Raw genomic sequence first — 24,556 nt, forward strand, 5'->3', positions numbered from 1 at the left:
TACTTTGTGCATTATTCACGCTCATGAAGGGGAACTTACGCTTTGCAACCCATTCAACTGTGAATTTTCCGCCCTCTGGCGGTCATTTATCAGGGTTAGTCAATGCGTCGAACACCCACCGAACGTCCTGTCGACAAAACTGTCATCGTCCACAGCCCAATAATGTTCTTTTTAAAGTGCACCTTATTGTCGCCCCGAGTGTGCCGATACTTACTACTTCCAGTGCGCTGTCGCCAGACCTGACCGTTGTCGAGTGGAAATATGGATTTACCGCTCCAGCCCGCAAAGTTACCCGCGATCGTTGCGTCAAAAGGCTCGGTCAGCGCTTGCGCTCTTGCAGCCTCGAGTTCCTCAGCAGCTGCTAGTTCTTCGTTTACCCGTCGTTCAACCTCGGCCTCGATCGCTTTTTCCTGTTCAACATCAGTCAAAGTGCCTGCGCCCATGCTCTGGACACCGGCCACCGGTGTTGCGGTGTTTGATCCTGTGGGTATAAACCGGTCTCGCAGCCAATTATTGAGGAACTCTTGCTGGGCGCCCGAAAGCTCTTCCACGCCAGAGGCTTCACGCTCTGCAGATGTCATCTCTTCGGCGAGACCTTTAAAAACGTCCGATTGCGTAAAAGCCCACATTGGCAGCAGACAAATGAGACAGGCAGTCATTACACGCAGCATTATGGTATCCCCTGTTGCGACGAAGAGTGAGAGGCCGCTCCACAGGGGCGGCTTAAACGTCAGTATATAGATGGTGAAGTTTACTTACATAACTCTATTGTTAAAGAGGGCACTGCTAGCTGACGCCCAAAGGATGACCGCAGCGCTAGGGATCATGACAGCACTTCTATTCGCCGAGGAGGTGTAAACTGAGTGCCACTTACAATGAGCTCAATCGCGAAAACCACAAAGCACAAAAGGCGGGGGACGTACCCCGAAAATAGAGGTCAACAACCGTGGCAGACAAGCAGCCAGTAAACTCCAGTAGACTGCCTGAGGCTATGGGCGCCTCGCTCATCGAGCTGCTGGGACATGAGCGCTTCCTCACCGATAGCCACTCACTACAACACTACGGCCGGGATTGGACGCGATTCGTGGCGCCGGCGCCCTCCGGAGTTCTACTGCCCAATTCGATCGGCGAAATACAAGCTATCGTGCACCTTGCCCGCAAATACGGTGCAAAGCTGGTGCCCTCAGGAGGCCGAACGGGCCTAAGCGGCGGCGCCATGGCTGCGGGCGGCGAGCTGGTTTTGTCTTTGGAACGGATGAGAAAAATTTCGCCCATCAACAAAGCGGGGCGCAGCGTAACCTGCGAAGCGGGTGCCATCACAGCGCAAATTCAGCAAGCCGCCGCCGAAGAAGGCCTTATGTATCCCGTCGATTTCGCTTCGAGTGGATCTAGTCAGATCGGGGGAAACATTGCTACAAATGCCGGGGGCATTCAGGTTATTCGCTACGGAATGACCCGTGACTGGGTGACAGGGCTGAAGGTAGTGACCGGAACCAGTGAGTTGCTGGAACTGAACCACGGTTTGATCAAAAACAACACGGGACTTGATTTTCGCCACCTTTTTATTGGTTCGGAGGGTATTCTAGGCGTTATTGTTGAGGCGACCCTGGCACTCACCGACCCACCGACAAACCCTCGGGTGATGGTGCTTGGTATTCAGTCCATGCCAGCGCTGATGGAAGTCCTCGCCAAGTGCCAAACCAGACTTTCAGTGCTTGCCTTTGAATTTTTCTCTGATCTCGCTCTGGAAAAAGTGACTGCTGCGCATTCAATACAACCTCCCTTCCAAGAGCGCTTTCCTTATTACGCACTAGTGGAGTTTGAGAGCATTTCCACGGCGGCGGAAACACAGGCCCTTGAATTGGTTGAAGCTTGCATGGCTGCAGGGTGGGTAGAGGACGCCGTACTAAGTCAGAATGAAAGTCAGCGCCGCAGCCTTTGGCGCCTGCGAGAAGACATCTCCGAGACCATTGCCCAGTGGACACCCTATAAAAACGATATATCCACGACGGTGCAGCAAGCACCTGAGCTCTTGAGCAGCGTTGACGCGCTGGTTGCCCAACATTACACCGATTTGGACGTCGTTTGGTACGGCCATATTGGGGACGGCAATCTGCACCTGAATATCCTCAAGCCCGACGGGGTATCCGTGGGTGCTTTTGAGGAACGATGTAAGGCGGTTAGCGCCCATCTGTTCACCGCAGTGCAGAACCTTGGAGGCTCCATCTCGGCGGAACATGGGGTCGGGCTGCTGAAAAAGGAATTCTTACATTTCAGTCGTGATGAGGCTGAAATCTCTCTGATGCGCGGTATTAAAGCTCAGTTCGACCCCGACGGAATTTTCAATCCAGGTAAGGTCTTCGACGCATAACCCAGAGCGCTTCTTTATCCCAAAGAGCATCCCAAAAAACGCTTTTTTATCCCAAGTTGTGGGCGCTGACCATGCCGCTGGGCAAACTGCTGTTTATGATGACTCTTTAGACACCGCCTATGGCTGCTTGCAAGAGCAAGGGGTCAGCCGGCCACCAGAGTCTCTACACCTTGGGGGGTGCCCAGCATCAGTACATCCGCGGGCCGTCGCGCAAAAAGGCCACTGCAAACCACCCCGGTAATGTGGTCAATGGCCGCTTCAGTCTCCAATGCGCGGTCAATGGAAAGTCCGTGAACATCGAGAATCACATTGCCGTTATCTGTTACCAGGCCATCGCGCCAAATAGGCTGCCCGCCTAGCTTGACCAACTCACGGGCTACAAAACTTCTAGCCATAGGAATGACCTCCACCGGCAGTGGAAAGGCCCCCAGCGTAGCAACCTTTTTTGACGCATCTGCAATACATAAAAAACGCTTCGCAGCAGCAGCCACAATTTTTTCACGGGTCAGAGCGGCACCTCCCCCTTTTATAAGCTGCAGCTGCTGGTTGGCTTCATCAGCGCCATCAACATAGGCATCTAACTCGCCTACGCTATTGAGATCTCCCACTGGAATTTGCAACTCCTCAAGTAGGGCTTCAGAGCGCTGTGAACTCGATACGGTGATATCGATGCGCCCTTTAATACTGGGCAACAGCCTGATGAAGCATTCGGCTGTGCTTCCAGTGCCAATCCCTAATACCACACTGTCACTGGGTAGGGCCTTGACCCATTCGAGCGCCGCCAACGCGACGGCTTCTTTCATCCCTTGCTGATCCACTCCCATTACCCCTCGCTGCCATGGCCTTTGGTGTTGATCTCGGATAGTGACACAGGGCGGCAGAATTTATTACATCAAAATATTTTGATGTTTGACCGATTGCAGTGCTAGACTCCGCGAATGTCTCCAAAATCGAACATTGTCCCGCTGGCCTCCCGGCCTAGCGAGGTGCCCCTGACAACGCTATTCAAGGCGCTGGGGGATGAATTGCGCATAAACATTCTGCGTATTCTTAAAGAAGGTTCGCTCAACGTCACAGAGTTGTGTCACATCTTCGAACTGGGTCAGAGCGCGCTGAGCCATCACCTGAAAGTGATGGTAAAAGCCAATTTACTGACCAGCCGCCGCGAAGGCACCGTCACCTTCTACCGTCGGCAGCTAGCTGAGGGTCATAACGCCACCCTTATAGATGAGGCTCTTCGCCACATTGATGAAACGCCACTTTCGCGGGGGCTCAGCGCTGGCATAGCCGGGGTCCAGAAACTACGCGAGCAAAACTCGTTGGCATTTTTTCAAGAAAACAGCCACCGGTTCCGCGAGCAGCAAGAGTTAATTGCCTCCTGGGAGGATTACCGGCAGGCCACATTGCATTTACTCGACCGACAGACAACGCAACCGCTGCAGTCCGTACTCGAACTGGGTCCCGGAGATGGCAGCCTGTTAGCTGATTTGTCTGAGAAAGCGGAGGCTGTTCTGGCACTGGATAATTCCGCCGCAATGCTAGAGCAAGCCAGAGCCAAGACGGGCGAGGCCAAAAACGTTCGCTTCACCTTGGGAGAAGCTAGCCTACTAATAGAACAGCAACAACGTTTCGATGCCGTTATCGCAAACATGGTGCTACACCACACGCTCAATCCTGAGGCCACGTTTCGAGATAGCGCCCAATTGGTGGGAGCTGGCGGAGTGTTGATCGTGAGTGAATTGTGTCCCCACGACCAAGACTGGGCACGAGAAGTTTGCGGAGATCTCTGGCTAGGCTTTGAGCCCGCGGCGTTAACCCAATGGGCCGACCAAGCCGGCCTGCACAGCCAGGCTGAGCTGTTTATTGCTCAACGCAATGGCTTTCAAATTCAAGTCCGTTTATTTCAAAGACCAACACTCTAAAATAAGGAACTGCACGATGAGTGAGTACTCACTATTTACCTCTGAATCTGTCTCGGAGGGCCACCCTGACAAAATGGCCGATCAGATCTCGGATGCCATCTTGGACGCGATTTTGACCGATGACCAGCAAGCCCGGGTCGCCGTTGAAACGTTAGTGAAAACCGGCATGGTCGTGATTGCGGGTGAAGTCACCACCAACACCTACGTCGATTTGGAAGAGGTTGTACGCGGCGTTGTTAATGATATTGGTTACAACAGCTCTGAGGTCGGTTTCGACGGCAGCTCCTGCGCCGTTCTCAATGCGATCGGTAAGCAGTCTCATGACATTGCCATGGGTGTTGACGAAGGCCAAGACAAAGAACAGGGCGCGGGTGATCAGGGGCTCATGTTTGGCTATGCCAGCAACGAGACAGATGTACTCATGCCCGCCCCGATTTATTACGCACATCGGCTGGTTGAGAAGCAAGCCGAATTGCGCAAGGCAGGAACCTTGCCCTGGCTGCGACCCGATGCCAAAAGCCAGGTGACATTGGCCTATGACGAGAACGGCAAGCCAGCACGGGTCGATGCTGTCGTACTGTCAACCCAGCATGACCCAGGTATCAGCCAAGCCGATATTCACGCCGAAATATTGGAGCATGTGATAAAGCCCGTACTTCCCGAAGCCTGGCTTCACGCCGATACTCGGTATCACATCAATCCCACCGGGCAATTCATTATCGGCGGGCCCGTGGGCGATGCCGGTTTAACCGGTCGCAAGATCATTGTGGACACCTACGGCGGTATGGCTCGTCACGGCGGCGGCGCTTTCTCTGGAAAAGACCCCTCAAAAGTCGACCGATCAGCGGCCTATGCGGCGCGCTATGTGGCCAAAAATATCGTTGCAGCAGGACTCGCCGAACGCTGCGAAATACAAGTCTCCTATGCGATTGGCGTGGCAGAACCCACTTCAATCTCTGTTAACACCTTCGGCACTAGCGCTATTGGCGATGCCGAAATAGCCCGCCTAGTGCGGGAGCACTTCGATTTACGTCCCAAGGGGATTATCGAAATGCTTGACCTGAAGCGGCCTATTTACCGTATGACCGCCAGCTATGGCCATTTTGGCCGAAACGACGTCGACTTCCCCTGGGAGCGTACTGATAAAGCCGACGCGCTGCGCGCCTCAGCCTGAACTTACTGAAAGGAATAAACCATGAACACAGCTGTAGAACTTAGCAATGTGACTGACTATAAGGTCGCCGATATCAACCTAGCCGGCTGGGGCCGACGCGAGCTCGACATTGCAGAGAGTGAAATGCCTGCTCTCATCGCTCTGCGCGACCAATACCGCGACGAGCAACCCCTCGCCGGTGCCAAAATCTTGGGTTGTATCCATATGACCATCCAAACCGGTGTACTTATCGATACATTGGTTGCATTAGGCGCCGAAGTTCGCTGGTCATCGTGCAACATTTTCTCCACCCAAGATCACGCTGCTGCAGCCGTTGCGGCGTCTGGGGTACCCGTTTTTGCGTGGAAGGGTGAGACCGAAGAAGAGTACGAGTGGTGTATTGAGCAAACCATTCTTAAAGACGGTAAGCCGTGGGATGCCAATATGATCCTTGACGATGGCGGTGACCTCACCGGCATGCTGCACGAAAAGTACCCAGAAATGCTTGAGCGCATTCACGGCATCACCGAGGAAACCACCACCGGCGTTCACCGTCTTTATGAAATGATTGCTAACGGCGAATTGAAGGTTCCGGCCATTAACGTCAATGACTCGGTTACTAAGTCAAAAAATGACAACAAGTACGGCTGTCGCCACAGTCTGAACGACGCTATCAAGCGCGGTTTGGACCACTTGCTCGCCGGCAAGCGAGCATTGGTTATTGGCTACGGAGACGTGGGTAAAGGCTCGGCATTGTCCCTTCGCCAGGAGGGCATGATTGTCCGCATCACCGAAGTCGACCCTATTTGTGCCATGCAAGCCTGCATGGATGGCTACGAGGTGGTATCCACATTTAACGATGGCATCAACGATGGCACGCCAGAATGTATTAACACCGAGTTGTTGAGCACAACCGATCTGCTGGTCACCTCAACGGGCAACTTCAACGTCTGTAATGCTGCAATGCTAAAGGCCCTCAAGTGTGGTGCCGTCGTGTGCAACATTGGTCACTTTGACAACGAAATTGACACGGCCTACATGCGCGAGAACTGGGAGTGGGAAGAGGTGAAGCCTCAAGTACACAAAATCTATCGCGATCGCGCCAGCAATGACCACCTGTTGTTACTGTCCGAGGGGCGCTTGGTCAACCTAGGTAATGCAACGGGTCACCCCTCACGTATTATGGATGGTTCTTTCGCCAACCAAGTTTTGGCGCAAATCCATTTGTATGCCAAGCGCTTTGCTGACCTGCCTGAGGCTGAAAAAACAGCCAATATCACTGTCGAAGTGCTGCCTAAGCATCTCGATGAGCAAGTTGCAGCACTCATGGTGAAAGGGTTCGACGGCGTGATCACTCGCCTTACCGAAGAGCAGGCCGGCTACATCGGCGTCACGGTAGATGGCCCCTTCAAAACCGATAGCTACAAGTACTGAGGACTCGACTATGGCCACGGAAGGCAGTTGCAGCCTTGAGTTTTTCCCGCCCAAAACGATCGCTGGGCGGGAAAAACTTCTCAACGAGACGCTGCCAGCATTGGCAGATCTCAACCCGGAGTATTGCTCGATCACTTATGGTGCCGGCGGGTCTACCCGCGACACCACCGTGGCTACAGTTGCAGCTATCGCTGACGCGGGCCAAGACGTGGCGCCACACCTGAGCTTTGGAACCGACAACCGGGAGACCTTGAAGGGTCTGCTCGAAGGGTATCAACAGCAGGGGGTGCAACGCTTAGTTGCGCTTCGAGGCGATGCTCCAGGCGGCGATGGGACACCGGAAAAGTCCTGCGTATATGCCAACGAACTGGTGTCCTTCATTAGAGAAACCACCGGCGATCACTTCAATATTAAAGTTGCCGCTTATCCCGAGATCCACCCCGAGGCGGTCAGCTACAGTCACGATATTCACTTTCTCAAAGCGAAATTAGATGCTGGCGCTAATGCCGCCGTCACTCAGTATTTCTTCAATGTAGAATCCTATTTTTATTTTATGGATCGCTGCGCGGCAGCGGGTATCACACAGCCGATTCACCCCGGCATTATGCCGATTACTAACTTTGCCAACCTGATGCGCTTTTCCACAGCCTGCGGAGCAGAAGTGCCACGTTGGATTCGCCAGCGCATGGCCGATTTTGCTGAGGACCCTGACAGTGCTTACAAATTTGGCATTGAGGTGGTTTCCCAACTCTGTTCAACGCTGATTGACAGCGGTGCACCCCCCATCCATTTTTACACTATGAATCAGGCCGAACCCATGCGTACCATTGCGCGCAACATTGGTCTGTTGAAGGGTGGAGACAACGATGCGGGAGATCAGACTCTACAGCGATCAGTCGCTTAAGGCAGGTGACCGTGTTCAACTTGAAGCTGTGGTTGCACATCATTTAGTCAAAGTTTTACGGGCTCGAGTCGGCGATAACATCACCTTGTTTAATGGCACGGGGCAGGATTGGCAGTGCGCCATTATCGAGCTGCAAAAACGCGGGGTGACAGTATCGGTGGGAGAGGCTTCAAACCCCAACACCGAGTCACCACTGACTACCCAGCTAGGTTTATGTCTTAGCAAGGGAGATCGCTTTGACTGGGCCATTCAAAAAGCTACCGAGGCCGGCGTCACTGGCATCACCCCCCTGTTCAGCGACCGAGTCGACGTGAAGCTTCCCGCAGAGCGAATCCCAAAACGGGTTGCACATTGGCAGCAAATTATCCGCAGCGCCTGCGAACAATGCGGCCGAGCCGTTGTCCCCCGAGTCTTCGATCCCACACCGCTGTCTGACTGGGCTCAAAGGCAAGACACCCAGGCCAAGTTATTCTTACATCACCGGGAAACAGGAACGCTGCCGGCAGCTCGACCCACTTCAGTGGCTTTGCTAGTAGGGCCGGAAGGTGGGCTTTCCGACATTGACAGGAGCCATGCCACAGACGCTGGCTTCATTGGCCTCAAATTGGGGCCTAGGGTGCTCCGCACAGAAACGGCCCCCTTGGTAGCCCTCTCAATACTTGGAGCCCGTTGGGGAGACATGGGTCAGCCTTAAGGGCGTTTTGCACACCAGTCGGCATAGGTCCATTCCAGCCACCACGCCGCGGCGTTTAAATAGTGCGAGGTACGCGGGGAGTGAACAGTTTCAAAGGCGTGCTGGGCACCATAAAGTTCGGCGTACACCAAGGAGGTTGAACTCACCGCAGATAACTCAGCGACAAAGCGTCGCGCTTCCTCCACCCAAACCAAAGTGTCATGGCTACCGTGGATAAGAAATAGGGGCGGTACCTCACCGTCAACCCAGCAAACCGGAGATGCAAGATCGAACGCCTCTGGATCGTCCTCAGGCGTGCTTTTCATCACCTTCTTCATAATGTAGTCGTCAATTCGGGTGCCTTGGCGAATGCCTACGCGATTACAAAAGTCATAGACGCCGTACAGCGGCATCGCAGCTTGAACTCGAGTATCCGCAGTCTCAAAGCCCGGCTGCCAGGGTGCGTAGTTGCCCGACATGGCCGTCAAAGCTGTTAAATGTCCCCCAGCAGAACCGCCCGTTACCGAGATGAAGTCGGGGTTGCCGCCCCACTTATGTATATTTTGACGAACCCAAGCAATCGCTTTTTTTACATCGATAATATGGTCTGGAAACGTAGCCCGGGGCGACAGTCGGTAATTGATCGCCACCACAACCCAACCCAAAGATGCCATTTGATGCATGAGCGGTAACGCCTGCTCTTCTTTTTTACCAACCAACCACGCACCGCCATGAATTTGCAGCAACACCGGCCGATCAGACCCGGGACGGACCGGCGTGAAGATATCCAATAGGTTGCGCTTGCCAGCCTCGCCGTAAGCAATGTTTCTCTCTCTACGGACACCAGGGCGTGCAAAGCTGACAGGATGCAGCCAATCTTTGGCCGTTATCTGCCGGCTAAGAAGCCGGCGCCGGTCTAGGGGAATCATTTCCTCAAAATTTGCGGGGAGTCCAACCTTTAAAGCGCGCTCTAATTGACGCCCACTTTCGAAATGCCGCCTTAATAAAATTAACGTGCCCAAGCAAGAAAGCATCAACACACACAAAGCAGATCGCACAAAGGGGTCACTAGGATCAAAAAAAGTAACGCCAATGGCGAACATCAATAAGTGCATGACAAGGCCCCAGACCGCCAACTCGTTTGTCGCTGTAGATACCAAAAACCAAAGCGGCACCCACCAGCCCAAAGCTCGACCGGGAATCAACGCGGTCAGCGTCGCTATTCCCATCAACGAGGTGAACACCCAATAAACCGTGACCATAGTTAGTTATTCCATTTTGGTTGCATGGCAACGCATCGAGCCGTAACGTAACGACACTTTATTACCGAGGCCCTAGCATGAGTCGCGATATCGGTGTGGTCATGGACCCCATCAGCGCCATCAATTACAAGAAGGATACCTCTCTGGCGTTGCTGTGGGCAGCCCGAGACCGAGGATGGCGCCTATGGTACATGGAACAAAGCAGTCTTTATCTAGATGCCGGCCTAGCTCGCGCCCGGATGCGACCCCTTGAGGTCCGTGAGGATGCGAATGATTTCTATACCCTCGGCGCCGAAGAGGATCGAGACTTAGCAGATCTCGATGCCATATTAATGCGCAAGGATCCGCCATTTGACATGGAGTTTGTGTACACCACCCATTTACTGGAAAACGCTGAGCGCCGCGGCACTCTCATCGTCAACCGATGCGCCAGCCTACGCGACTGCAATGAAAAACTTTACGCGACCGATTTTCCACAGTGCTGCCCCACACTCATTGTCAGCCGGGACCCCGTGCAACTTCGCGCCTTTCACCAACAACATCAAGACGTTGTCTTCAAACCTCTAGATGGCATGGGCGGCAGTTCCATTTTTCGTGTCCGTGAGGGTGACCCCAATCTCAGCGTTATCTTGGAGACCCTGACTCAAAACGGTCAGCAAACCATCATGGGACAAGTTTATCTTCCAGATATCGTCAACGGCGATAAACGGATTCTTATGGTCAATGGTGAGCCTATACCCTATGCCCTAGCTCGCGTCCCATTGGCCGGAGAGAGTCGCGGTAATTTAGCCGCAGGCGGCTCTGGGCGCGTTCAAGCCTTGACCGATCGCGATCGTTGGATTGCGGAACAGGTGGGACCAGACCTTCGAAACCGCGGACTTTTCTTTGTCGGCTTAGACGTTATTGGCGAGCATCTCACTGAGATCAATGTCACTAGCCCAACGTGTTTGCGAGAAATCGAGGCCGAAGCATCCCCCGGTATTGCCGCAAAGCTCATGAATTGCATCGAATCACAATGGCAACGCATTGGCCGCTAATCGGCTCCTAGGGGCGTCCACCCCAATGAATGAGCCGATCGCCCCGGCATTAGTCGCCGCCGTAGCCATTCACGCTTTGGTTATTTTGGCCGTTGGGTTCGGTGCTACCTGGCCAGACTTTGAAACCCAGAGCATCGCGGTAACGGTGTTGTTAACGCCTTCTAACCAAGCTCCAGTGGCTGCTCAGCACGTTGCGGCTCAGGATCAGCTGGGTATGGCAGAAGAGCCCGCGCCAGCAGCTGCGCAATTCCAAATTCAAACGACAATGACTATTTCACGGGAGCTCGATGGTGCCGACGGCGAGCTCGCCCCAGAAGAAGTCACCCCCGACGCTATTGACCGCCAACTCAAGGATTTAAAACAAGCTCTGTCATCGCTATCCGACAAAAATGTGCAAACCAATACCCGCATAGGTGCTGTCGCAGCCCGCCGATCACTCGACGCAGAGTACCTTTCGCGGTGGCGTGCCCGTGTTGAACAAATCGGAAACGTTTTGTACCGAGGGCGACCCATTAACGCCAACGGTGACGTCCGCCTTATGGTGACTGTTGCCGCCAACGGAAATCTTGAACGCATTCGTGTGCTTGAATCCAGCGGAGATACTCGGCTCGACCGAGCGGCACAAGATACGGTGGTTCTGGCAGCGCCTTTTCCGCCCTTTTCCGAGGCACTGGCAAAACAAACAGGGCGACTGGATATTGTGCGCACCTGGCAATTCCGCTCCCAACCCGCGGGACAACAATAAAACCAATGGCCCTGCGAAAATAATCATGTCCCAAATGCCAAAGCACTTTCACTCATTGAAAGACCACTTCCTTATGGCAACGCCTGCACTATCGAGCGGGTTCTTCGCAAAATCACTGACCTATATTTGCGAGCACAATCCCGATGGCGCAATGGGCATCGTGATAAACCAGCCTTCAAACATTCCGTTTGCAAAAATCTTTGAGCAACTCGATCTGAACACGAGCCACTGCACTCCCGACCAAATTGCGTTAGCAGGAGGCCCGGTACAGGTTGAACACGGATTCCTGCTACACGACCAAGAGGGTCAGTGGGAATCTACCGTGCAGACCGGAAGCCACACCTGGCTAACCACCTCTAAAGATATTCTCGTGGCTATTGCCAACGGCCATGATACGGGCCAAACCCTGCTTGCACTGGGTTATGCGGGCTGGTCGGCCGGCCAGCTTGAGGATGAATTGGCGGCTAACGCCTGGCTGACAGTGGAAGCTGATGCAGAAATTTTATTTGAAACGCCGTACGAGAAACGCCTGCATGCAGCAGGACTTCGGCTGGGTATCGATATCCATTTGATGTCTAACATGGCGGGGCATTCATGAGCCCACCTGCGGTCAGAGTCATGGCCTTTGATTGGGGCCTCAAGCGCATCGGGGTAGCCGTTGGCAACACCTTGCTTTCCACTTGTGAGCCGCTTTGTGTTTTGAAGGCCCGAGATGGCGTTCCCAAATGGGAGGAAATAGCAGCGCTGTTCAAAGAATGGCAGCCCGAACTTCTGATTGTAGGTGACCCCCTCAACATGGACGAGTCGATGCAAGAAACCACCCGCCGTGCACGGCGCTTCAGCCGGCAACTTGAGGGTCGCTTTAATCTTCCCGTCGCACTAATCGATGAGCGCCTGACATCGCGAGAGGCAAGAATTCAACTTGAAGAACAGGGCCTTGCGTATCATGGCGCTGTGGACGCCCATGCAGCACAGCTCATTTTACAAACTTGGTTATCGGAGCAGGCTGGGAGCTAGATCCGTGTGTCCCTTTCTATCTCATAATCAAGCTCATTCATAAAGCCATCAGAACCGTGTTCGTCGAGTTTAATATTCAGACGGACATCATTGCCTGAGTCAGCGTGGCGAATAGCCTCATCTTTTGATATCAAACCCATTTGATAAGCCTTGAATAAAGATTGATCGAAGGTTTGCATACCCTGCTCTGTTGAGCGCGCCATAAGATCCTTGATCAGATGGACCTCTCCTTTACGAATATGGTCTTGCACCAGTGCGCTTGCTAATAAAACTTCAACAATGGGCACTCGCCCTTGCCCGTCCTGCCGGGGTAATAGCTGCTGCGCCACCATGGCCCTTAAATTCAGCGACAAATCCATCCAGACTTGATTGTGCTGCTCGACGGGGAAAAAGCTTTGTATACGATCTAGTGCTTGATTAGCGTTGTTGGCGTGCAAGGTGCACAAACACAGGTGCCCGGTTTCAGCAAAGGCCAACGCCGCCTCCATAGTGCGGGCTGTGCGAATCTCGCCGATCATGATGACATCGGGTGCTTGCCGCAATGTATTGGTTAGCGCCACGTCGTAAGACTCGGTATCTAAGCCCACCTCCCGCTGCGTCACCAAACACCCCTTATGCTGGTGCAAATACTCAATAGGGTCCTCCACGGTGACAATGTGCCCATGGCTGTGTGTATTTCTGTGGTCTAGCATGGCCGCGAGGGATGTCGACTTACCGGTGCCCGTGCCACCGACAAAAATAACCAGACCTCGTTTCAGCATTGCCAGCTGGGCAATAACCTCGGGTAACCCTAGGTCAGAAAAACTCGGAATGTCCGCGCTTATTCTGCGTAACACCAACCCCGGTAAACCCCGCTGTACAAACGCACTAGCTCTAAAGCGCCCATATTCAGGATGGGTAATTGCGTAATTGGCCTCATGGTGCATTGCAAAGCTGCTGCGCTGAGCCGGGCTCATTGTCGACAAAATCAAATCACGGACTTCTTCCTCAGACTGGAGTCGCTTGTTGACCTGCACAAAATTGCCATCAACTTTAATCGTGATAGGTGCGTCTACTAACACAAACCCGTCGGACGCGCGCTGCTCGACTATTACCTTGAGAATGTCTTCCATGCTCAGTCAATGCTCCATGGTTTGTTATTATGCATCTAGACAATTAAGTCAGGCTGGCGAGCTTTCTCGCGGGCCACGCTGAGGCTGATAACCTTTTTCTCAACCAAATTTTGTAAAGCCCAATCCATGGTTTGCATGCCATGAGCCTGTCCAGCCTGTATGGCCGAGTACATTTGCGCAACCTTGTCCTCTCGAACTAGGTTTCGGATCGCGGCTGTGCCGCGCATGATCTCATGGGCCGCTACGCGCCCTCCGCCTTTGCGCTTTAACAATATTTGCGAAACAACGGCTTGGAGTGACTCAGCCAACATCGAGCGCACAACCGCTTTTTCTGCCGAGGGAAAGACATCAATGATGCGATCTATCGTTTTAGCAGCAGACGTTGTGTGCAAAGTGCCCAATACTAAATGGCCTGTTTCTGCTGCCGTCAGGGCAAGGCGAATGGTTTCGAGATCGCGCATCTCGCCCACCAAAATAATATCCGGATCCTCACGCAACGCTGATCGCAATGCTTCAGAAAATCCCAAGGTATCGCGATGCACCTCACGCTGGTTTACGAGACACCGTTTTGACTCATGGACAAATTCGATGGGATCTTCAATGGTTAGGATATGGTCGTAGCGATTGTCGTTGATAAAATCGACCATAGCGGCAAGGGTGGTCGACTTACCAGAACCCGTTGGCCCGGTAACCAAAACAAGGCCGCGGGGCAGGAGCGCTATCTCCTTAAAAACGTCCCCTAAGCCCAGCTCTTCCATTGAGGCTACTTTTGTCGGCACCGTTCTGAAAACCGCCGCCGCGCCCCGATTATGGTTGAATGCATTCACCCTGAATCGACCGACACCAGGGACTTCAAAAGAAAAATCTGTCTCTAAAAATTCCTCAAAATCTTTGCGCTGTCGATCGTTCATAATGTCGTAAACAAGATCGTGGACCTGAGCATGCTCTAACGGCGGAATATTGATACGTCGGACATCACCATCGACGCGAATCATAGGGGGCAGTCCCGAAGATAGGTGCAAATCAGAAGCCCCTTGCTTGGCACTGAATGCTAACAACTCCGTAATATCCATGAACGGTCTCCTAAGACATAAACCATTGAACCCAGCAACCGCGGTATCATGGCAGTATGGACGAAATAAATGTAGCGACCAATTTACACAGTATCCAGCGGCGTATAAGTACTGCTGAACAGCTTGCGAGTCGGCCTTCGGGGTCTGTCTCACTTTTGGCTGTCAGCAAAACAAAACCTGACAGCTTGATTCGGGATGCCTGGGAAGCAGGGCAGCGCGCCTTTGGTGAAAATTATGCCCAAGAGGCCGAGGAAAAAGCGCGACGCCTGGCAGATCTGGACATTGAGTGGCACTTTATTGGGCCGATTCAATCCAATAAAACCCGTGGCCTTGCGCAAACAATGGCCTGGGTTCACAGCATAGACCGGCTGAAAATTGCCCAGCGGCTCAGCGACCAACGGCCTGAAAACCTGCCGCCTCTCAACATCTGCCTTCAATTAAAGCTGTCCCATGAGCCCAATAAATCTGGGATTGCCCCCTCAGAGCTTCCGCTACTCGCACAACAGGTCAGCAAACTCCCCAAATTGCATCTACGGGGTTTAATGGTCATTCCAGCGGCGACGACAGATCTCCAAGAGCAACGACAATCCTTTAAGCAACTCAAAACGCTCCTCTTAGAGTTGCAAGTGCGCCATCCCGAAGTCGATACATTGTCAATGGGCATGTCCGGAGACCTAGAGGCCGCAATCGTTGAGGGCTCGACCGTGGTGCGCGTCGGCACCGACATTTTCGGAGCCCGCTAAAAGATCTGCGCAATACCCCGAGAACCTAAGCGCCGCGTTATACTCCACGCATCGAGACATCAAATGGGTATCAGACCTTGGATATGACGCAACTGCCTCAAACGATCGGGTTCGTCGGAGCGGGCAATATGGCTTCCGCAATTATCGGCGGCCTAGTAAGCGCCGGTTATGACCCCAAGCGTTTATGTGCTGTGGACCCCAATGAGGCCGCTCTAGCCAAGCTTCAGGCTTTGGGCGTGGGCGAGCTTGGCACGCAGCCTGGCCCACGGTTTCAAAGCTGTGAGCTCGTCGTTCTGGCCGTGAAGCCGCAATTTATGACCGCCGCAGCCGAAGGGGTTAAACACCACCTTTGTGCAACAGCCGCCGTTATGTCGGTAGCAGCGGGAATTAGCGTCGGGGCGCTGAAAGCCCAGCTCGGTAATTCCGGCTTGCCCGTTGTGCGCTGCATGCCCAATACACCGGCGCTAGTCGGCGCGGGCGCCTCGGGCCTGTTTGGGAGTGCCGAGGTCAGCGCCGATCAACGGGCAGGAATCGAAGGCGTTATGAGCGTCGTCGGCACCACCATTTGGCTTGAAGAAGAAAGTCATATTGATGTGGTGACCGCCGTGTCGGGCAGCGGCCCAGCCTATTTTTTTGCCTTTATGGAAGCCATGATCGCGACTGGAGAGAAGCTAGGCCTTGATCATCAAACGGCGAGTCAGCTAACGCTGCAGACGGCCTTAGGTGCTGCCAAACTGGCGACCCAACACTCCGACTCCGTCGGCGAATTGCGCCGTAACGTGACCAGCCCGGGTGGCACGACGGAGCAAGCCTTGGCAAGTTTCAGTCAAGACAACCTAGCGGGGCTGGTCGACAAGGGCATGCAGGCCTGCTGGGTTCGTGCTCAGGAAATGGCAAAGGAGTTTGGTTAACAATGGCAGCACTCAATGACATTGCACGATATCTGCTAGAAACAGCAGCGTCGTTCTATCTGATTCTGACGGTGTTGAGAGGGATGTTGCAGCTCGCTCGCGCCGATTTTTACAATCCAATTTCACAGTTTGTGGTGCGCGTCACCAATCCACCGTTACGCGTGATCCACCGGGTTATCCCCAATGCCGGCCGCTTCGATCCCGCCGTGCTGTTATTGGCTGTGGCGGTGCAAATCTTAGCCATCGTGGCCAAGCTAGCACTCGCGGGCGTTGCACTTCCCGATCTCACTTCGTTGGTTATTTGGGGGCTGCTGGGGGTCATGGGACTAATCATTAACACCTACCTGATTGCCCTTGTTGTCATGATCGTTATTAGTTGGGTCGCCCCGGGAACTCGACACCCCGCAGTGCTGCTGACCTACCAAATCACCGAGCCCATCATGTCCCCAGTGCGCTCGATGTTGCCATCGATGGGCGGGCTCGACTTTTCGCCTATCGTTATTTTTATTGCGATAAATATGATTCAAATAGCCCTTCGACACATGGCGACCGCCGCGGGACTCCCCCTGCAACTGGTGATGGGTATCTAACTGATGGCACACCCCGGGGAAGTCAGCCTAGTAACACCTGTGCGGGAGGTTTTTTCGGAAACCCTAAACCTCTCTTCTGGGCGAACGCTGGCGGGCTTTGAACTGATCACGGAAACCTATGGCCATCTCAATGCGCAGCGTAGTAACGCTGTTTTGATCTGCCATGCGCTAAGCGGCAATCATCATGCAGCCGGCCGCTACGACCTATCGGACCCCAAACCCGGATGGTGGGACCTGCATGTCGGCCCCGGTAAAGCAGTAGATACCAATCGTTTTTTTGTTGTCTCCCTCAATAATATTGGTGGCTGTGATGGCAGTTCAGGGCCAAACACCCTAAACCCAGAGACCCAACAACCTTGGGGACCTGAATTCCCCCAAGTTAGCGTGGCCGACTGGGTCATGACGCAGGCAATGCTGGCCGACCGGCTGGGTATTGATAGTTGGGCCGCAGTGATTGGTGGCAGCCTAGGCGGCATGCAAGCGCTCCACTGGGCAGCCCATTATCCTGACCGCGTGCGCAACTGCGTTGCACTCGCAGCGGCACCCAAACTCACCGCTCAAAATATTGCCTTTAATGAAATCGCTCGTCAGGCCATTCTTTCAGACCCTGACTGGCTGGCCGGCCACTACCAGCGAGAGGCCGCAAACCCTGCCCGAGGCTTGTCTTTGGCCCGAATGGTCGGCCACCTCACCTACATGTCGGCAGACGGTATGAGTGACCGCTTTGGACGAGATACCCGCGAAGGGCCTTCGGATGCGATCAATCCCGGGGAAATGGTATTTCAGGTAGAAAGCTACCTTCGCTATCAAGGTAAACAGTTTTCCACACGCTTCGACGCTAATACCTACCTCTTGATGACACGAGCTCTGGACCGCTTCGATATCGCTGCAGATTTTAATGATTCACTGAGCGAGGCTATGGCCGCCACAAGCTCGCGGATGCTGATTATCGCCTTCTCCAGTGATTGGCGATTTTCACCGGCACGGTCCAGAGAGCTAGTCGACGCTTTACTGGCTGCAGGGAAACCTGTTAGCTACGCCGAAATTGAAACAGACGCCGGACACGATGCGTTTTTGCTCGATGAGCCACACTACACTGGGCTATTTTCTGCCTGGATGCAGCGGGTAGTTATTTAATGCGCTACGACCTCACGCAAATTGAATCCTGGATTCCCGAAGGAAGTCGCGTGCTCGATTTGGGCTGTGGTGATGGTGCATTCCTAACTCGACTGCAGGAAACACGTCGTGTGCAAGGAATGGGGTTAGAGCTTGACCCAGATAATCTCATTGCAGCCACGCAACGCGGCATTGATATCGTGCAGCAAGATATGGATCAAGGCCTGAGCAATTTTCCAGAGGACAGCTTTGAGATTGTGGTCCTCGCTCATGCTCTGCAGGTCCTTCACCGACCCGATAAAGTCTTACAAGATATGGTCCGTATTGGGCGCGAGGCCATTGTAACGTTCCCCAACTTTGGCCACTGGCGATGCCGATTACATCTTGGGTTAAACGGGCGGATGCCGGTATCAAAAGATTTGCCTTTCCACTGGTATGACACGCCCAACATCCACTTCTGTACGGTTAAAGATTTTGAAGCTCTGTGCTCAAACTTGAATATCGCCATTATGGATCGAGATATTGTCTCTGGTCCCACAACCGCCCTATTCAAACAGTGGCTACCCAATTTATTTGGCTCAACCGCTATCTTTAGGATCAAGGCATGCGACTAAGCTTTATTTTATTTGTAGCGTTTTCTTTCCTAGCGCTGGGTGCTCAAGGACAGCAGTCTCAGCGCTTTGATCGCTTTGAACTGCATCGCAGCGTTGTCTATACAACGTTTTTATCCCCTGAAATTGCCGCAGAATACGGCATAGCCCGGGGCGACTTTAAGGCGATACTCACCCTGTCGGTAAGAGATGTAGAAGCGGGCGAAACAGCGGGACGGCCCATGTTAATAAAAGGTGAAACTTGGGATCTCATCCGAGGTGACACACTGGAATTTAAAGAAATTCGCGAGAATAACGCCACCTACTATATTGCTGACTTTGAGTTTATTGATCGCGAGTGGCGTTTCTTTGAATTTGATTTTAGGCCCGAAGGTAGCGAGCAAACCTACCACTACAAATTTAAGACGCAACTGTGGAAGCAAAGCGAGAAATAATTGGTGACCGGCAGCAACAACATAACCCTGCTGGCTAGCGGCAATGCGGGAAAGCTCAAGGAACTTCAGGCCGCCTTATCAGTTACGGGCCTTGTGTTACGCCCCCAAAGTGACTTTAACGTGCCTGAAGCAGATGAAGACGGACTCACCTTCGTCGAAAATGCATTGAAAAAAGCCCGCAACGCCGCTCTCTACACGGGTCTTCCCGCTCTAGCTGACGACTCGGGCTTGGTGGTACCCGCACTAGGTGGCGCCCCGGGTATTCATTCGGCTCGCTACTCTGGCCAAGGTGATGTGCAAAACAACGTTAAATTGCTGCGGGAAATGGCGCCCTTTAATGGCGACGACCGTAGAGCTTGGTTTATTTGTGTGCTGGTCCGGGTGACCAGCGCAAATGATCCAACGCCCATTATTGCTGAAGGTTATTGGCATGGTCACATTGCCAAGGAACCCGCAGGGACCTTGGGTTTTGGCTATGACCCTTTATTTGAAATAGACGATACCGGCCGCACTGCAGCTGAACTAAGCCCAACAGAGAAGCAAGCGTTGAGTCACCGTGGCCAAGCTGTGCGAATACTGCGTCACAAACTTGAACACTGATCAGATCCCACTGGCCCTTTACGTACACCTGCCTTGGTGTGAGCGGAAGTGTCCCTACTGTGATTTTAACTCTCATGAGCAATTCGATAACAGTTTAGAAAGCGGCTACATCGATGCCCTATTGACCGACTTAGAGCAGCAGTTGGCTGAAATGCCACCGCGCCCCCTTTTTTCAATCTTTATCGGAGGGGGAACACCTAGCCTATTTAGCGGGAAAAGCATCGGCAAGTTACTTCAGGGTATTGACCAATCTTGGGGTATTCCAACAGCCACTGAAGTCACCATGGAGGCCAACCCAGGGAGTGCTGAGGCCGCGAGATTTGCCGATTATCGAAACGCTGGCGTCAACCGTCTTAGCCTTGGTATACAGACCTTTGCTGACGTGCAGCTCACCGCCCTAGGGCGGGTTCACAACAGCACCCAAGCGGTACAGGCCATTCATCTGGCAAAAAATAATTTCGAGCGTTTTAATCTGGATATCATGCACGGCTTGCCGGGCCAATCTGTAGGGGCAGCGCTTGATGACTTGGAGCGGGCTATCGATTACGCCCAGGGCCATGTTTCGTGGTACCAATTAACGATTGAACCGAATACCACATTTTGGTCACGCCCCCCCACACTGCCTAACGACGATATTCTTACTGATATTCAAGATGCAGGGGAGGCTCGTTTTAACGACTCTGGCCTCACCCAATATGAAGTATCAGCTTGGGCGGCCCCGCAGCAAGCATCAAAGCACAACTCAAATTATTGGACCTTTGGGGACTACATTGGCATTGGCGCCGGTGCTCATGGAAAGATCACCCGGGAAAATGGCACGATTACCCGGACACGTCGAAGCCGATCGCCCCGGGATTATCTCACCGGCGTTAGTCAAAGCGTTAAACCCCAGCAGCACGAAATTCCGAAACTGGAACTGCCGGTTGAATTTATGCTGAACGCCCTTCGTCTAAAAAGCGGTGTACCGGCGTCACTTTTTAAAGCGCACACAGGCTTGGAACTGGCGGTTGTGATGCCACAGATAGAGCAGCTCGTTGCTCAAGGGCTCATGTCTGATAATCGCGAGTCCATCGCTACCACTGACCGCGGCTTCAGGTTTCTCAACGATGTAGTCGCCAGCTTTATGGACAACCACGAAGCAGTATCAAGTATCTAACTTCTCGAATACTAAATCCCGAACACCGTGGCCCAATTTAGTGCCACGGCGCTCGAATTTCGTCTCAGGGCGCCAAGCTGGACGTGGTACGTATTGACCGGTGTCTGACGTATTTCGCAAGGTCGGTTCAGCTTCTAAGACCGCCAGCATGTCCTCTGCGTAGGGCATCCAGTCGGTTGCTAAATGAATTCTCCCCCCCGAAGCCAATAGTGCCGCAGCTTTTGTAATAAACGCAGGTTGAATCAAGCGGCGCTTATGGTGGCGTTTTTTGTGCCAGGGGTCGGGGAAAAAGATTTGTAAAATATCGACTGAGCCCTTTGGAATGCATTGATCGAGCACAACCATGGCATCTTCAGCATAAACCCGGATATTTTTTACGTCTCGATCTAAAGCCTGACCTAATAACCGGCCAACACCCGGAGTGTGGACCTCAATACCCAAAAATCGACTCCTTGGTGAGGTTTCCGCCATCGCCAAGAGCGAGTCACCCATGCCAAATCCAATTTCTACAATGCGCGGCCCTCGGGATTCCCAGCTCGATTCCCAATTTAATGGCCCGTTTGAAGCCGTCAAACCATACTGCGGAAAGCCAAGCGACCAACCGCGCTCTTGGCCCGCCGTCATTCTGCCGGCCCGCAGAACAAAGCTGCGAATAGGTCTATTGATTTCTGTCATGAGACTGGCGGCTCAGGGCGCAGCATGACTCTCTCCCGCTAACCCACATGCCATCAAAATCATCCAGGCCGCGAGTAATGCTACCCCTCCAAGGGGGGTAATAGGGCCAAAGGCGCCAATACCCGTTAACACCAGAAGGTAAAGAGACCCCGAGAACAACACAACACCCGCAACTATTAATCCACAGGCCCATAACAGCCAAAATTTCAGTCGGGGTGAGAGGGTACGCTGCTGCCAGCCAGATACCGAAAGCAAAGCCACTGCATGAAGCAGCTGATAGCTCGCGGCGGTCTCCCAAGTATGCATCTGCTCAGGTGTCACAAGCTCGCGAAGACCGTGGGCACCAAACGCACCAGCGGCCACGCCGAGGAAGCCTAGTAGCGCGGCCAGAATTCTTGGCCAGCGAGGTCCTACATCTACCACATCGAAACGCTCAGACGACGAGCGTCGTTTTAAGCTTTTTCATCGCATTAACTTCTAGCTGACGAATTCGCTCAGCCGACACACCGTATTCAGCGGCCAACTCATGCAGCGTTGCTTTTTGTTCAGCCAACCAGCGCTGCGTCACAATATTGCGACTTCGCTCGTCTAAACTGCTCAGCGCGGAGCGCAATCGATCTTCGCCGTCCCGAGCCGAATCCTCAGCTTCAATACACCGGGCTGGATCAGTCGATATATCATCGAGATAAGCCTGCGGTGACTGCCAGGCATCGTCGTCATCGGCGTCAGTGGGAAGGTCAAAAGCAATATCGCGACTAGATAACCGTCCTTCCATACGCTGAACTTCAGCCTCGTCAACACCCAAGTCAGCGGCAATCGCCTGGGTTTCTTCTGCGCTCAACCAACCCAACGATTTCTTTGCGCTGCGCAAGTTGAAGAATAATTTACGCTGCGCCTTCGTCGTTGCCACTTTAACAATGCGCCAGTTACGCAAAATGAACTCGTGCATTTCTGCTTTAATCCAGTGCACGGCAAAAGAAACCAAGCGCACGCCTTTGTTGGGATCAAAGCGTTTTACCGCCTTCATAAGACCCACATTTCCCTCTTGTATGAGGTCGGCCTCGGCAAGCCCATAGCCGGAATAACTCCGTGCAATGTGTACCACAAAACGCAGGTGAGCAAGTACTAACTCACGCGCAGAGTCAACGCATTCGCTGTAGTATAGCTTTTCGGCTAAGGCCTGCTCACGCTCAGCAGACAAAATTGGAATGCCGCTAACAGCCTGAACATAGGCGGGCAAATTTGCCCTGGGGTCATAGACATGACTGCCCCGTGACCCATTGCTACTGTTTTTCCTGATTCGGACATCTTGTCATCCTCCTCCCTTCGATACCTCATTTTAGCACTCTACATCAGAGAGTGCTAATCCTCGAAAAGTTCACTGTTGACCGAAGGTCGAGACTATCTGGGCTCTAACTCTCTGAGCTGACTCGTTGCCGCATGCCAAGCGCTGAACAACCCTAACGCGCCGCCTAGGAACATCATATTCATCACGCCCATGATGCCCAGTCCCGTAAAACGCCGATCGCTGTCATAAAGCTGGAGCAACTGGTTAACGGGCTCAGCAAGATAAATGAAAAAGATACCCACCATAATCGCGCCCAGCAGACCGCCACCAAATCCAGACCACAATCCGGTGTATAGAAAGGGGCGGCGCGCGTAGGCATCGTCAGCTCCAATCAATTTAATCACGGCAATTTCATCCCGACGAGCATCGATAGCCAGACGAATCGTGTTGGCCAAAATAAGCACCGCGCCCATCATCATGAGCAGCCCGATACCCATTGCAAGCCTCCTGCCCGACTGCAACACCCCAGCCAGTCGAGCTTGCCAGAGCGTGTCAAAAACCACCTGATCAACGCCCCTCACGGCTTCTAACGCCCGCGCCAACTGAGCAAGGCCTTCTGATTCGACGTTATCTACGGGGTTAACTAGTAGTGTATGGGGCAATGGGTTATCGGGAATCGAATCCAGCATGCCGACCAACCCGGTATCGGCGGCGAATCTCGCCAGTGCTTGGTCTTGAGGAATAAGGGTCACATCCTGGACATCAACGCGGCTCTCTACACGCTTCAAGATGTCTTGAGCATCGTTGAGGGAGGCACCTACCTCGAGCAAAACAGAGAAGCGCGCCGGCGAACGCATATCACTAGTCACCGCCTCAATGTTTTGCAGTATCACCAAAAGAGAGGCGGGTAGCGCTAGTGCGATTCCCACCACTAACCAAGTCAAGCCTGTAGCTACCGGTAGCCGAAAAGCCCTGCGCAGGCTGCCAGACGCCGCCTGCCGGTGGTGATGTATCCATGACACCAAGGTAGGCCTTGGAGCCGTGCCTAGCCCCGTCGCAGGCTTTTTCATAGCCCAGCTCCCGCCACGAGCCTACCGTCTTTCAACGTGACGATCCGATGACGCAACCTGGAAATCAAGGCAAGGTCATGGCTGGCAACAATCACAGTCACCCCGACACGATTAAAGGCCTCGAATAATCCCATAATCTCCGCCGAGAGCTGCGGATCGAGATTACCCGTAGGTTCATCAGCAATTAAAAATCGAGGCCTTGCAACAACCGCCCGTGCAATCCCAACCCGTTGCTGCTCACCACCCGATAGAACCGCTGGATTGGCTTTCTCTCGACCCAAAAGTCCAACCTTATCGAGCGCAGCTCGAGTTCTCCGTTGAATATCACGGGGACGAAAGCCGGCTATTTCCAAGGGTAACGCCACATTTTCAAGAACCGACCTGTCGTAGAGCAGTTGATGGTCCTGAAATACAATGCCAAATTCACCGCGATAACGACCGATATTACGCCCTTTGATTCTCGCCGTGTCCCGGCCATCAACGCGCAATGTGCCCATAGAGGCACGCTCCAGCAGCATGAGTAAGCGTAAAAAAGTCGTCTTGCCAGCCCCCGAATGACCGGTGAGAAACACCATTTCACCTGTGCCAATAGTGAGCGAGACGTCACGCAGAGCATCATGGTCTGCGTAACGTTTGCTCACTCGGTTAAATTCAATCAC

The 24,556-nt window shown here is 53.3% G+C and carries 28 protein-coding genes; 18 read left to right on the plus strand and 10 right to left on the minus strand.

Annotated features, from left to right (window positions below):
- Positions 1–95: 95 nt before the first annotated feature.
- Positions 96–671 carry a hypothetical protein gene (locus ACMAZB_RS15180; RefSeq protein ID WP_435218387.1) on the minus strand — a complete coding sequence of 192 codons (576 nt, stop codon included), beginning with the start codon at positions 669–671 and terminating at the stop codon, positions 96–98.
- 275 nt (positions 672–946) lie between these two features.
- Here ACMAZB_RS15180 and ACMAZB_RS15185 point away from each other — a divergent pair, with 275 nt between their 5' ends.
- Entirely contained in the window at positions 947–2,371 is a 1,425-nt protein-coding gene (locus tag ACMAZB_RS15185) for an FAD-binding oxidoreductase (protein WP_435218389.1), read from the plus strand.
- Positions 2,372–2,514: 143 nt separating this feature from the next.
- Here the strand turns inward: ACMAZB_RS15185 and rpiA are convergent, their stop codons facing one another.
- The gene (rpiA, locus tag ACMAZB_RS15190; RefSeq protein WP_435220097.1) at positions 2,515–3,189 is read right to left on the minus strand and encodes a ribose-5-phosphate isomerase RpiA; all 675 of its coding nucleotides are present in this window, start codon (positions 3,187–3,189) and stop codon (positions 2,515–2,517) included.
- 120 nt (positions 3,190–3,309) lie between these two features.
- Here rpiA and ACMAZB_RS15195 point away from each other — a divergent pair, with 120 nt between their 5' ends.
- From ACMAZB_RS15195 to ACMAZB_RS15215, 5 genes are read left to right on the plus strand one after another with little or no spacing between them, the layout of a single operon-like run.
- Positions 3,310–4,293 carry an ArsR/SmtB family transcription factor gene (locus ACMAZB_RS15195; RefSeq protein WP_435218391.1) on the plus strand — a complete coding sequence of 328 codons (984 nt, stop codon included), beginning with the start codon at positions 3,310–3,312 and terminating at the stop codon, positions 4,291–4,293.
- Positions 4,294–4,309: 16 nt separating this feature from the next.
- On the plus strand, positions 4,310–5,467 hold the full coding sequence (metK, locus tag ACMAZB_RS15200) for a methionine adenosyltransferase (RefSeq protein ID WP_435218393.1): 1,158 nt from the start codon (positions 4,310–4,312) through the stop codon (positions 5,465–5,467).
- 21 nt (positions 5,468–5,488) lie between these two features.
- Entirely contained in the window at positions 5,489–6,880 is a 1,392-nt protein-coding gene (gene ahcY / locus ACMAZB_RS15205; RefSeq protein ID WP_435218395.1) for an adenosylhomocysteinase, read from the plus strand.
- 10 nt (positions 6,881–6,890) lie between these two features.
- Complete coding sequence (metF, locus tag ACMAZB_RS15210) at positions 6,891–7,784, plus strand: methylenetetrahydrofolate reductase [NAD(P)H] (RefSeq protein WP_435218397.1); 894 nt, start codon at positions 6,891–6,893, stop codon at positions 7,782–7,784.
- Positions 7,747–8,478, plus strand: a complete 732-nt coding sequence (locus ACMAZB_RS15215) for a 16S rRNA (uracil(1498)-N(3))-methyltransferase (protein WP_435218399.1) — start codon at positions 7,747–7,749, stop codon at positions 8,476–8,478. Before metF ends, ACMAZB_RS15215 begins: the two co-directional genes overlap by 38 nt.
- Here ACMAZB_RS15215 and ACMAZB_RS15220 read toward each other — a convergent pair.
- Entirely contained in the window at positions 8,475–9,719 is a 1,245-nt protein-coding gene (locus ACMAZB_RS15220) for an alpha/beta hydrolase fold domain-containing protein (protein WP_435218401.1), read from the minus strand. The genes ACMAZB_RS15215 and ACMAZB_RS15220 overlap by 4 nt on opposite strands.
- Before the next feature lie 77 nt (positions 9,720–9,796).
- Here ACMAZB_RS15220 and gshB point away from each other — a divergent pair, with 77 nt between their 5' ends.
- The 4 genes from gshB to ruvX are packed head-to-tail and all read left to right on the plus strand — an operon-like array spanning position 9,797 to position 12,518.
- Entirely contained in the window at positions 9,797–10,756 is a 960-nt protein-coding gene (gene gshB / locus ACMAZB_RS15225; protein WP_435218403.1) for a glutathione synthase, read from the plus strand.
- 25 nt (positions 10,757–10,781) lie between these two features.
- Positions 10,782–11,501, plus strand: coding sequence for an energy transducer TonB family protein (locus ACMAZB_RS15230; protein WP_435218405.1), 720 nt, complete (start codon positions 10,782–10,784; stop codon positions 11,499–11,501).
- Between the two features lie 25 nt (positions 11,502–11,526).
- Entirely contained in the window at positions 11,527–12,099 is a 573-nt protein-coding gene (locus ACMAZB_RS15235) for a YqgE/AlgH family protein (RefSeq protein WP_435218406.1), read from the plus strand.
- Positions 12,096–12,518 (plus strand): Holliday junction resolvase RuvX, encoded by a 423-nt coding sequence (gene ruvX / locus ACMAZB_RS15240; RefSeq protein WP_435218408.1) that lies wholly within the window; start codon positions 12,096–12,098, stop codon positions 12,516–12,518. The genes ACMAZB_RS15235 and ruvX overlap by 4 nt, the downstream gene beginning before the upstream one ends.
- Here ruvX and ACMAZB_RS15245 read toward each other — a convergent pair.
- Both ACMAZB_RS15245 and ACMAZB_RS15250 read right to left on the minus strand, forming a co-directional pair.
- Positions 12,515–13,636 carry a PilT/PilU family type 4a pilus ATPase gene (locus ACMAZB_RS15245; RefSeq protein WP_435220098.1) on the minus strand — a complete coding sequence of 374 codons (1,122 nt, stop codon included), beginning with the start codon at positions 13,634–13,636 and terminating at the stop codon, positions 12,515–12,517. The two genes, ruvX and ACMAZB_RS15245, sit on opposite strands and share 4 nt — an antisense overlap.
- A gap of 29 nt (positions 13,637–13,665) precedes the next feature.
- Positions 13,666–14,703: a type IV pilus twitching motility protein PilT gene (locus tag ACMAZB_RS15250; protein ID WP_435218410.1), complete on the minus strand. Its 1,038-nt coding sequence runs from the start codon at positions 14,701–14,703 to the stop codon at positions 13,666–13,668.
- A gap of 56 nt (positions 14,704–14,759) precedes the next feature.
- On the opposite strand from ACMAZB_RS15250, the gene ACMAZB_RS15255 reads away from it, so the two are divergent.
- The 8 genes from ACMAZB_RS15255 to hemW all read left to right on the plus strand — a co-directional run bounded on the left by ACMAZB_RS15255 (position 14,760) and on the right by hemW (position 20,864).
- A complete protein-coding gene (locus ACMAZB_RS15255) occupies positions 14,760–15,446 on the plus strand; it encodes a YggS family pyridoxal phosphate-dependent enzyme (RefSeq protein WP_435218412.1) in 687 nt (228 codons plus the stop codon).
- 128 nt (positions 15,447–15,574) lie between these two features.
- Positions 15,575–16,357, plus strand: a complete 783-nt coding sequence (gene proC / locus ACMAZB_RS15260) for a pyrroline-5-carboxylate reductase (RefSeq protein ID WP_435218414.1) — start codon at positions 15,575–15,577, stop codon at positions 16,355–16,357.
- 2 nt (positions 16,358–16,359) lie between these two features.
- Positions 16,360–16,947: a YggT family protein gene (locus ACMAZB_RS15265; protein WP_435218416.1), complete on the plus strand. Its 588-nt coding sequence runs from the start codon at positions 16,360–16,362 to the stop codon at positions 16,945–16,947.
- 3 nt (positions 16,948–16,950) lie between these two features.
- Positions 16,951–18,084 (plus strand): homoserine O-succinyltransferase MetX, encoded by a 1,134-nt coding sequence (gene metX, locus ACMAZB_RS15270; protein ID WP_435218417.1) that lies wholly within the window; start codon positions 16,951–16,953, stop codon positions 18,082–18,084.
- Complete coding sequence (gene metW, locus ACMAZB_RS15275) at positions 18,084–18,677, plus strand: methionine biosynthesis protein MetW (protein ID WP_435218419.1); 594 nt, start codon at positions 18,084–18,086, stop codon at positions 18,675–18,677. Before metX ends, metW begins: the two co-directional genes overlap by 1 nt.
- Entirely contained in the window at positions 18,668–19,108 is a 441-nt protein-coding gene (locus ACMAZB_RS15280) for a DUF4426 domain-containing protein (RefSeq protein ID WP_435218421.1), read from the plus strand. Before metW ends, ACMAZB_RS15280 begins: the two co-directional genes overlap by 10 nt.
- 3 nt (positions 19,109–19,111) lie before the next feature.
- Positions 19,112–19,708, plus strand: coding sequence for an RdgB/HAM1 family non-canonical purine NTP pyrophosphatase (rdgB, locus tag ACMAZB_RS15285; protein WP_435218423.1), 597 nt, complete (start codon positions 19,112–19,114; stop codon positions 19,706–19,708).
- Positions 19,698–20,864 (plus strand): radical SAM family heme chaperone HemW, encoded by a 1,167-nt coding sequence (hemW, locus tag ACMAZB_RS15290; RefSeq protein ID WP_435218424.1) that lies wholly within the window; start codon positions 19,698–19,700, stop codon positions 20,862–20,864. The genes rdgB and hemW overlap by 11 nt, the downstream gene beginning before the upstream one ends.
- Here hemW and trmB read toward each other — a convergent pair.
- The 5 genes from trmB to ftsE form a co-directional block, all read right to left on the minus strand.
- Positions 20,853–21,539, minus strand: coding sequence for a tRNA (guanosine(46)-N7)-methyltransferase TrmB (gene trmB / locus ACMAZB_RS15295; RefSeq protein WP_435218426.1), 687 nt, complete (start codon positions 21,537–21,539; stop codon positions 20,853–20,855). The genes hemW and trmB overlap by 12 nt on opposite strands.
- Before the next feature lie 12 nt (positions 21,540–21,551).
- On the minus strand, positions 21,552–21,962 hold the full coding sequence (locus ACMAZB_RS15300; protein WP_435218427.1) for a DUF423 domain-containing protein: 411 nt from the start codon (positions 21,960–21,962) through the stop codon (positions 21,552–21,554).
- A gap of 10 nt (positions 21,963–21,972) precedes the next feature.
- On the minus strand, positions 21,973–22,779 hold the full coding sequence (gene rpoH / locus ACMAZB_RS15305) for an RNA polymerase sigma factor RpoH (RefSeq protein ID WP_435218429.1): 807 nt from the start codon (positions 22,777–22,779) through the stop codon (positions 21,973–21,975).
- Between the two features lie 161 nt (positions 22,780–22,940).
- Positions 22,941–23,897, minus strand: coding sequence for a permease-like cell division protein FtsX (gene ftsX / locus ACMAZB_RS15310; protein ID WP_435218431.1), 957 nt, complete (start codon positions 23,895–23,897; stop codon positions 22,941–22,943).
- Positions 23,894–24,556 carry a cell division ATP-binding protein FtsE gene (gene ftsE / locus ACMAZB_RS15315; RefSeq protein WP_435218433.1) on the minus strand — a complete coding sequence of 221 codons (663 nt, stop codon included), beginning with the start codon at positions 24,554–24,556 and terminating at the stop codon, positions 23,894–23,896. The genes ftsX and ftsE overlap by 4 nt, the downstream gene beginning before the upstream one ends.

It is taken from the genome of Luminiphilus sp. nBUS_07, assembly GCF_051201685.1.
Taxonomy (GTDB): Bacteria; Pseudomonadota; Gammaproteobacteria; order Pseudomonadales; family Halieaceae; genus Luminiphilus.